Source organism: Streptomyces mesophilus (assembly GCF_040300965.1).
Classification (GTDB): Bacteria; Actinomycetota; Actinomycetes; order Streptomycetales; family Streptomycetaceae; genus Streptomyces; species Streptomyces mesophilus_A.
In genome coordinates, this window is record NZ_JBEPEW010000228.1 from 1 (window position 1) to 9203 (window position 9203).

Below are 9203 nucleotides of genomic sequence, written 5' to 3' on the forward strand. Positions count from 1 at the left end.
CGGAGCCGCCCGAAGCGGCCGCCGCGGCACCCGCACCCGCGGCCCCCGCCGTACCGGCCCCGATGAGCCCGGCCACCTTCGCCGTATAGCCGGCGGCACCGAACCAGCCGATGACCGCGACCGGCACGAGCGCCGGGATCCCGCTCGCCAGTTCCTTGATCTGGCCCGCGGCCAGCCGGCACTTGGCGCACTCCTCCATGTGCTTGCGCAGACCCCGCTCGGCCCGCGTGCGCAGCCGTCCGCGGGCGTACGCGCCGAGCCGGTCGGCATAGCGCGCACACTCGTCGTCATCGGCCAGCGTCACGCTCACATGCGCCTGCAGATACGCCTGCTTGAGCCCTTCACGGGCCCGACTGGCCAGCTGCGCCGTGGTGTTGGTCGAGGTGTGCCCGAACAGCGGGGCGACCGCGCTCAGCGGATCGTCCTCGACCTCGGTGTGCCACAGGACCGCCTGCCACTCCTCGGAGAGGCTGCGGAAGGCCTGCATCACCATGGAGCGCTCGGCCTCGTGCATGGCGAGCACATCGGCACCGAGATCGAGTGTGTCGTCGTCGGACACCTCGGAGGAGCGTGCGGACTGGGCCGCGAAGACCGCGAAGTCCTCGACCAGTTGCTCCCGTTTCGCCGACTTCGTCCAGTGCGCCGCGACCCGTCGTACGGTCGTGAGCAGATAAGCCCGTACGGCGTGCTCGGGCCCCGAACCGCCGCGCACCGCCTGCAGCATGCGCGCGAAGACCTCGGAGGTGAGGTCGTCCGCGGTGTGGGCGTCACGGCAGCAGGTGCGGGAGTAGCGGCGCACCGCATCGGCGTGCCGGCGGTAGAGCTCCTCGTACGCGGAGTCGTCGCCGGTCCGCATCCGCGCGATCAACTCGGCGTCGGCGACCGGTGGTTCACCACCCGCGAGCAGATCGTCGGCGAGCGAACCCACCGGCTCGCGCTGCTGCGGCACCCCGGGCTCGGCCGCTTCGGCGGCCGGAGCCCCGGACGGAACCTGGGAAGGCCCGCCCTGGCTCGGCACCTGCCGAGAAGGAAGCCCGCCATCCGCGGGCAGACCGCCCCCGCCGAACGGCTCTTCCTGCCCATCAACGCTCATCGCGTGAAGCCCCCGCATGCGCACTCGTCCCTGAGGAGCCGCCCGTAAATCCCCGCCCGCACTTCGTGCGGACGACGGGGATTTACGGGCGGCTCCTGACACCGGGAAAGACTGTCACACCAGGGATCTCCACCGACCCCGGATGCACAGCAACCACTCATCCGGGGTGACTTACGGCGGCGTATCACTTGGATTCACTCGTTCGGGGAAGCCTTAACCGGCCATTGGTGCAGGCAAGTTGACTCAAACCCGAACGTAAGGTCGCCTACCGCCCGGGCCGTGACCGCAGCCCTTCGAGTAGGATGTCGAGCAGCCGCGCCGAAGCCGCCGCCTGCTGCGCCGCGTCCGGCAGCGAAGGAGCCGCCGTGGCGATGACGAGCAGCACGTCCGAGACGGTCACATCCCCGCGCAGCTCACCCGCCGCCCGCGCCCGCTCCACCAGCTGGCCGACCACCTCGAGCAGCGCCGCCGCCCCGGAGTCGTCCGCCTCGTCGGCGGGTGTGCCGCGCTGTTCCACGAGGCGCAGATCGGGCCCCGCGGCCGACTGCCGCTGCTGCGGCACCCGGGCATCGGCGAACTCGTCGGCCGAGCCCGTGCCGTCCACCTCGTCCGCCACCCCGACCCGCAGCACCTGCGGCGGCAGCAGCCGCCCGGCGCCCGAGGCGACCGACGTACGCAGGAAGCGCGAAAGCGCCGACCACGGTTCGTCCTCCTGGCCGAGAGCGGTGCGGGCCTGGTCGGTCAGCCTGGCCGTCTCCTCCTCGGCGATCCGTCGTACGAGCACGTCCTTGCTCGGGAACCGCCGGTAGACGGTGCCCACTCCGACCCGTGCCCGCCGCGCCACGTCCTCCATCGGCGCGCCGTAGCCCAGCTCGCCGAACACCTCGCGCGCGGCACGCAGAACGTGCTCGAGATTGCGCTGGGCGTCGACCCTGAGCGGTGTCGTACGGCCGCCGTCGGCGCCGCGGCGTATCGCCCCGTCGCCCACCACAGCGGTCGTCGCAGAAGATGGGGCAGCAGAAGCAGAAGCCGCGCCCCAACGTGAATCACGCATGTGCATAAGCGTTCCCCCGGTAATGACGTCTCCCCCCGGAGACTCTCCCCGCCTTGTCGATCGGTGTGCGCGGACTGTCCGCGAACCTGCTCGCCGCGCCGCTCGCCCCCTGCTCGCGAACCATGCGCATCGCGCCTGAAGTCGTACACCCCCCACACCCCGACGACACACGAACATAGTTGAGCCGGGGTCAATTCAGAAGGGGCCAGTTCCGCACGGAGCGCCCCCCGATCGGAGTACGCACCGGTCCGTCCCCGTTTCGCCCTGTGAGCCGGTCGCTTCGGCTCCTCGTTGACCTGCGCATTTTTCCAACGCGGGCCGCCCGCAGGGGCCGCGCCGGACGGTCACACCTTTTGCCGGGCCTGTGGACAAACCCGTGACGCGGGTGCCTCATGGGAAGGTGACGGCTGATTCCCGCGGGACCACCCCCGCCCCCCAAGCGCGCATCCTCGTCATCGGCGGCGGCTATGTCGGCCTCTATACCGCGCTGCGTCTGCAGAAGAAGCTCGCGGCCGAACTGAAGGCGGGCACGACGGAGATCGTGGTGGTCACGCCCGAGCCGTACATGACGTATCAACCCTTCCTGCCGGAGGCGGCCGCGGGCTCCATCTCGCCGCGCCATGTCGTCGTCCCGCTGCGCCGCGTCCTCAAGCACTGCCGGATCGTCATCGGCGAGGCCAAGTCCATCGACCACGCCAAGCGGACGGCCACCCTCACCACCCTCGCCACCGAGGAGGAGGGCACGGGCCCGATCGAGATCTCCTACGACGAGCTGGTGCTCGCCCCCGGATCGATCTCGCGCACGCTGCCCGTTCCGGGTCTCGCGGACTACGGCATCGGTTTCAAAACCGTCGAAGAGGCCATCGGTCTTCGTAACCACGTCATCGAGCAGATGGACATCGCCTCATCGACCCGCGACCCCGCCGTCCGCGCCGCCGCCCTGACCTTCGTGTTCGTCGGCGGCGGCTATGCGGGTGTCGAGGCGCTCGGCGAGCTGGAGGACATGGCGCGGTACGCGGCCCGGTACTACCACAACGTCGGCGCCGAGGACATGAAGTGGATCCTCGTCGAGGCCTCCGACCGGATCCTTCCGGAGGTGGGCCCGGAGATGGGCAAGTACACGGTCAGCGAGCTGCGCCGGCGCAATATCGACGTACGGCTCGAGACCCGCCTCGACTCCTGCGAGGACCGGGTCGCGGTGCTCGACGACGGCTCGCGTTTCCCGACGCGCACCCTCGTATGGACCGCGGGCGTCAAGCCGCATCCCATCCTCGCCGCGTCGGATCTGCCGCTGAACGAGCGCGGCCGCCTGAAGTGCACCGCCGAACTCACGGTGGAGGGCGCTCCGCACGCCTGGGCCGCGGGCGACGCGGCCGCCGTACCGGATGTGACCTCACAGGACGGCAAGGAGTGCGCCCCCAACGCACAGCACGCGGTGCGCCAGGCCAAGGTGCTCGGCGACAACATCGTGGCCTCGCTCAAGGGGCAGCCGCTCACGAAGTACGCGCACAAATACGCGGGTTCGGTGGCCTCGCTCGGGCTGCACAAGGGTGTCGCGCACGTCTACGGACGCAAGCTGAAGGGCTACCCTGCGTGGTTCATGCACCGCGTCTACCACCTCAGCAGGGTCCCGACCTTCAACCGCAAGGCCCGGGTCCTGGCGGAGTGGACCCTGTCGGGCCTGTTCAAACGCGAGATCGTCTCGCTCGGCTCCCTTGAGCATCCGCGCGCGGAATTCGAACTCGCGGCCGGAGGCAAGCCCCCGAAGGAGTCGTCCTGACCGGATCGAGGAACTCCGTCCCCCAGGCCGGCGTCTGACGGGTGTCGGTGCGGACGGCCGGATGTCAGTCCGGTCGGCCAGACTGACCGAGCGTCCGGACGACCGACAGCCGGCATCCGCCGGGACCGGCCCCACCGGACCGGTGACCCGGACCGACCCCACCGGTCCGGTAGCCCGGACCGACCACACCAGACCGAGCGGCGCGCCCTGGCCCCCAGGGCCTGCCGCCACGACCAAGGGCACCACGCCCCGACGACCTCCATGAGGCTTCCCTCCGTGAACTTCACGCGCTGGAGCGCCAGGCTCCCCGGTACGCAGCGCCGCGCCGCCGCGCGGTCCGACGACCGGGGTTCCGTGCCCGCCGCCCGAGCCGAGCACGGCTCCGATGCGCCGACCCCCGACGTGGAGGATCTGCCGGTGCGCGAGATCCTCGACCGCATCACCGGCCTCGTGGTCCTGGTGCACGGCCCCGAGCACCGCATCGCCTACGTCAACGAGTCCTACGCCGCCGCCTTCGGTCCCCGCGAGACCGGCGCCGCCGCCGAGGACGCGCTGCCCGAACTGCGCGAGCTGGGTCTGCTGCCGCTCCTCGACCAGGTCCTGCGCAGCGGCAAGCCGCGCACGGTGAAGTCCCGCAAGGTCCCGTCAGGGCGCTCGTACACCTTCACCTGCACCCCCCTCACCACCTCCGAGGGCGGCGGCGTGCTCGTGTTCGCCGCCGATGTCACCGACCACGCGGACGCCGCCGAACGGCTGCGCGCGAGCGAACGCCGCCACCGCGAGGCCGCCGTCACGCTCCAACGCTCCCTGCTCCCGCAGAAGCTGGAACAACCCGACGACCTGCGCATCGCCGCCACCTACCAGCCCGGCGGCGCGGACGCGGCGGTCGGCGGCGACTGGTACGACGTGATCACCCTCGGCGGCGGCCGCACCGCGCTCGTCATCGGCGACGTGATGGGCCGCGGCGTTCGCGCGGCCGCCGTGATGGGCCAGCTCCGCACGGCCGTCCGCGCCTACGCCAAGCTCGATCTGCCCCCGCACGAGGTGCTCCAGCTCCTCGACGGCCTGGCCTCGGACATCGATGCCAGCCAGATCGCCACGATGGTCTACGCGATCCACGACCCCCACGAGGCCCGGCTCACGTACGCCTCGGCCGGGCATCTGCCGATCCTCGTACGCGACGAACTCGGCGCCCTGCACCGGGCGGAGGAACCCACGGGACCCCCGCTCGGCACCGGCGGCTGGCTGCACGCCTCCGGCACGATGGACTTCCCGCCCGGCTCCACCGCCGTCCTGTACACCGACGGCCTGGTCGAACGCCGCAGCGAGGACATCGACCACGGGGTCGACCAGCTCGAGCGCGCCCTGGCCGGCGCCACCGGCACCCCCCAGGTCATCTGCGACCGCCTGCTTCGCGCCCTCAACGTCACCGCCGACCACGACGACGACGTGGCCCTGCTCGTGCTGCAGAACCCCGAGCACACCGGCTCCGACGCCGAGCTCTTCCGCGGTGCCTCGCTCGACCTCCTCGGCGGCGTCGAGGCCGCACCCCGCGCCCGTGCCTTCGCCACCGGCGTCCTGGCCAGCTGGCGCTTCCCGGCCGAGCTCTGCGAACTGGGCGTCCTGGCCGCCAGCGAACTCGTCGCCAACTCGCTCCAGCACGGCACCCCGCCGATGCGCCTGCGCCTGCGCCGCACCGACCGCCGCCTGATCATCGAGGTCACCGACGGCGACGACCACCTGCCCCTGCGCCGCCGCGCGGAGCCGGTCGACGAGGCGGGCCGCGGCATCGCCATCGTCGCCACCGTCGCCTCCTCCTGGGGCTCCCGCCGCACCCCGGGCGGCGGCAAGGCGGTCTGGTGCGAGTTCACCTTGAAGACCAGCTCGGCTCCCAGCCCTTCCGGCTAACTCAGCCCCTCCGGCGCTTGAGGAGATCCGCACGAAGTGCGGATGCGGGGGTGCAAGGGGCGAAGCCCCCGCGGTGTCACCCACCCGAGGGGTGCTCACGTGATGGGGGCCCGGGGGCGAAGCCCCGGTTTCGGGAAGGGGCGGGTAGGGGAAATCCGCCCGCCGCAGGCGCCCACCCACCCGCACGCGGCAACGAGACCGCACCCGGCAACGAGACCGCACCCGGCAACGAGACCGCACCCACACCCGCACCCCCCCGAAGCACCCGCCCCCACCCAAAGGGGTGCCGCCCAAGCCCCCCACAGGCATAGCCTCCCGGCATGGGTTTCCTCGACCGCCTCAGCTCCCCCGAAACCGCCGGCGTCCAACGCGGCATCCGCCAGGCCCAGTCCTTGCTCCACGAGGACCGCCCGCAGGAGGCCGAGACGCTGGTACGCCAGGTCCTCGACGTATCCGACAAGGCACTCGGCCCCGCGCACGAACTCTCGGCGACGGCCCGGGTCGTCCTCGCCACGGTCCTGTACGCACAGGGCCGGTACGAGGAGGCGGAGACCGAGGCCCACGACCTCGCGGCCCACCGCGCCCAGCGCCCCGACGACCAGTTGGCGCTCGCGGCCCTCGCCCTGTGCGCCCTGGCCGTACGCGAACAGGGCGACCCCACCGAGGCCCTGCGCCGCCAGGACGAACTGCTCCCCTTCTACGTGCGCATCCACGGCCCCGAACACCCGCTCACCCTGAAGCTCCGCGCGGACCGCGCCCCCACTCTCAACCGCCTGGAACGCCACGACGAAGCCGCGGCCGAATGCCGGGAACTCCTCGCGCTCGCGGCGGCCAGCAAGGAACCGACCGCCCCCGCCCTGGCCCGTAAAGCAGAAGACGGACTGGCCGCCGCAGAGGCGGGCCAGTCCGTCTCGTAGAACGGCACAGCGGACCGGGCGCTCAGACCGCCACGGCCTCCGAACCCCGCAGGACTCCGATCTCGACCCCTGCCTCCGCCTCGGCCCGCGCCTTCGCCTGAGCCGCCTGCCGCACCGCCCACGGATTGTTCTGCGCCGGCGTCAGCTGCTTGCCGAGCTTCACGGCGAGCAGCGTGATGCCGAGCGAGAAGACGATGAACGTCAGGATGTACGGGGCGTGCAGCTGCGCACCCATCGGCCCGCCGATCGCCGGACCGACCGCCAGGGCCAGCTGCTTGACCAGCGCGAAGGCCGAGTTGTACTGCCCGACCCGGCCGTCCGGCGCCAGATCCGCGACCAGCGGTGCCACGGTCGGCGACAGCATCGCCTCACCGAGACCGAAGAGCGCGTACGTGGAGATGAACGCGGCGGTCGCCATCGCCTGGCTGCCGTGCCCGAGCCCCGCGTACCCGGCGAAGATCCACGCCACGACCCAGATCAGACCGACGGACGCGATGACCTTGGACCGCTTCCGCCGCTCGACGAACTTCAGGACCAGGAACTGGGCGACGACGATCGCCCCGGTGTTGGCGGCCAGCGCGAAGCCGAGCGTCGACGGCGATATCCCGGCCGCCTCCACTCCGTACGCGGAGAGCCCGGACTCGAACTGCCCGTAGCAGGCGAAGAACATCACGAAGCCCAGCGCGCACAGCTGCACCATCGCGCGGTGCTTGAACAGCTGCCGCATCCCGCCCTTGGCCTGCGGCAGCGCATCGGCGATCCGCGCCTGGCGCGGCAGCTTCACGGTCGCCATGACGACCACGAGCAGCAGGAACATCGAGGCCTCGATGGCGAAGAGCAGCGTGAAGTCGCTCGGCCGCTCGTGCTTAACGATCTGGCCGCCGATCAGACCGCCGACACCGAGCCCGAGATTCTGCAGGAAGAACTGCGTCGCGAAGGCCCGCGTACGGGTCTCGGCGGTCGAGCACTCCACGATCATCGTGGCGAGCGCCGGCTGCATCACGGCCTGACCCGCACCGAGCAGCGCGGCCGAGACGATCACCAGCTGCGGGGTGTTCGCGAGCCCCAGGCTCATCGCGCCGATCGCGGCGGTGACCAGAGCGGCCATGAGCACCGGCAGCGGACCGCGCCGGTCGACCGCACGCCCGGTGAAGGGCAGCACCACCAACGCGGCGACCGCGAAGACGGCGAGCACGAGACCCGCCGTGGTCGCACCGAGTTCCCGCACCTGCGCCACGTAGACGTAGAGGAACGGGACGGTGAAGCCGAGGCCGAACGCGCTCAGCGCGTTGCCCACGTGGATCCGCCGCATCGCGGCACCCATCGCCTGGGTCACTTCTCACCTGCCTTCGAGGGAGGTCTTCGAGCTGAAGACTTCAAAGCTAAACTTAGGAGCTAAAGAGTAAACATCGAAGGCCTTAAGTGCAAAGTGAAGCCGTGCCATACTCCGAGGCATGCCTGACAGCGACGGCACCACCGGACCGGCGAACGAGCCGACGCTCGACGAACAGATCGCGGCCTACCAGCGCGAGTTCGCCGACCTGGACCCCCAGGTCGAGCAGATCGTCTCGGCCCTCGGCCGCCTCAACCGGCGGATGAACGTGGCGTACGGCAGGCAGACCGCGACCCTCGGCATCAGCAACGCCGAGTGGGAGGTCCTCAAGGCCCTGGTCCTGGCCGGCCAGCCCTATCGCATGGGCCCCGGCGACCTGGCCAAGCAGCTCGGCCTCACCCCTGCCGCCATGACCCACCGCATCGACCGCATGGTCGCGGAGGAACTGGTTACCCGTGACCGTGACGAAGCGAATCGCGTACGCGTGATCGTCGGGCTCACCGACGCGGGCCGGCAGAAGTGGCTGGACGCCATGGAGCTGGCCACGGCCTTCGAGGAGGACCTGCTCCAGGACCTCTCCACGAAGGAGCGCGGCATCCTGGGCGAGCTGCTGACCCGCCTCTTGGTCCGCGTCGAGAGCTGAACAAGATCCCTTAGCGCGGGGGTTGACACGACCTCGAAGGATCCGTAAGGTTCTTCGGGTTGCCACGGAGCCGGAAGGTTTCTGCGGCAGCCACTCCCGCCGCTCACAGCGGCAAACCAAACCAACGCACGATTCCCCTGGGGATCGAATTCTGTGCGCCTTCGTGTGCCCGAATTCAATTCACGGGACTCGATCGGCTCGATTATGAGCCGGCCGGAGAATCCGCTAAGGTTCTGGACGTCGGAACGGCCCAACAGCCGCAAAGACAACCCGAGTTGACCGGGAATCAGGCCCGAAAGGATCTGATAGAGTCGACACCGCCGGAAGGGAAACGCGAAAGCGCGAACCGGAAAGCACCGAGGAAATCGGGCCCGAAAGAGTCTGATAGAGTCGGAAACACCGAAGGGAAGCCCGGAGGAAAGCCCGAGAGGGTGAGTACAAAGGAAGCGTCCGTTCCTTGAGAACTCAACAGCGT

Annotated in this window: 7 protein-coding genes; 4 read left to right on the forward strand and 3 right to left on the reverse strand. The window is 70.5% G+C overall.

Annotated features, from left to right (window positions below; genetic code table 11):
* Together ABT367_RS39140 and ABT367_RS39145 are read right to left on the reverse strand one after the other, a co-directional pair.
* Positions 1-1093 (reverse strand): sigma-70 family RNA polymerase sigma factor (locus ABT367_RS39140; protein WP_352258452.1); only part of this gene is annotated, 1093 nt, incomplete at its 3' end.
* Between the two features lie 265 nt (positions 1094-1358).
* The gene (locus ABT367_RS39145) at positions 1359-2153 is read right to left on the reverse strand and encodes a TetR/AcrR family transcriptional regulator (RefSeq protein WP_352258454.1); all 795 of its coding nucleotides are present in this window, start codon (positions 2151-2153) and stop codon (positions 1359-1361) included.
* Between the two features lie 394 nt (positions 2154-2547).
* Between ABT367_RS39145 and ABT367_RS39150 the strand changes: the two genes are divergently transcribed.
* From ABT367_RS39150 to ABT367_RS39160, 3 genes are all read left to right on the forward strand, one after another.
* Positions 2548-3927: an NAD(P)/FAD-dependent oxidoreductase gene (locus ABT367_RS39150; RefSeq protein WP_352258455.1), complete on the forward strand. Its 1380-nt coding sequence runs from the start codon at positions 2548-2550 to the stop codon at positions 3925-3927.
* Between the two features lie 276 nt (positions 3928-4203).
* The gene (locus ABT367_RS39155) at positions 4204-5835 is read left to right on the forward strand and encodes an ATP-binding SpoIIE family protein phosphatase (RefSeq protein ID WP_352258457.1); all 1632 of its coding nucleotides are present in this window, start codon (positions 4204-4206) and stop codon (positions 5833-5835) included.
* A gap of 320 nt (positions 5836-6155) precedes the next feature.
* Positions 6156-6752, forward strand: a complete 597-nt coding sequence (locus ABT367_RS39160) for a tetratricopeptide repeat protein (RefSeq protein WP_352258459.1) — start codon at positions 6156-6158, stop codon at positions 6750-6752.
* Positions 6753-6774: 22 nt separating this feature from the next.
* Here ABT367_RS39160 and ABT367_RS39165 read toward each other — a convergent pair whose 3' ends face one another.
* Positions 6775-8076 carry an MFS transporter gene (locus ABT367_RS39165; RefSeq protein WP_352258462.1) on the reverse strand — a complete coding sequence of 434 codons (1302 nt, stop codon included), beginning with the start codon at positions 8074-8076 and terminating at the stop codon, positions 6775-6777.
* Between the two features lie 130 nt (positions 8077-8206).
* On the opposite strand from ABT367_RS39165, the gene ABT367_RS39170 reads away from it, so the two are divergent.
* Complete coding sequence (locus ABT367_RS39170) at positions 8207-8728, forward strand: MarR family winged helix-turn-helix transcriptional regulator (RefSeq protein WP_352258460.1); 522 nt, start codon at positions 8207-8209, stop codon at positions 8726-8728.
* The last annotated feature ends 475 nt before the right edge of the window (positions 8729-9203 follow it).

Excerpts from the sequence above, each read along its gene's own strand:
- ABT367_RS39145 (WP_352258454.1), bottom strand. The coding sequence starts at position 2,153 with ATGCACATGCGTGATTCACGTTGGGGCGCGGCTTCTGCTTCTGCTGCC.
- ABT367_RS39160 (WP_352258459.1), top strand. The coding sequence starts at position 6,156 with ATGGGTTTCCTCGACCGCCTCAGCTCCCCCGAAACCGCCGGCGTCCAA.
- ABT367_RS39165 (WP_352258462.1), bottom strand. The coding sequence starts at position 8,076 with ATGGGTGCCGCGATGCGGCGGATCCACGTGGGCAACGCGCTGAGCGCG.
- ABT367_RS39170 (WP_352258460.1), top strand. The coding sequence starts at position 8,207 with ATGCCTGACAGCGACGGCACCACCGGACCGGCGAACGAGCCGACGCTC.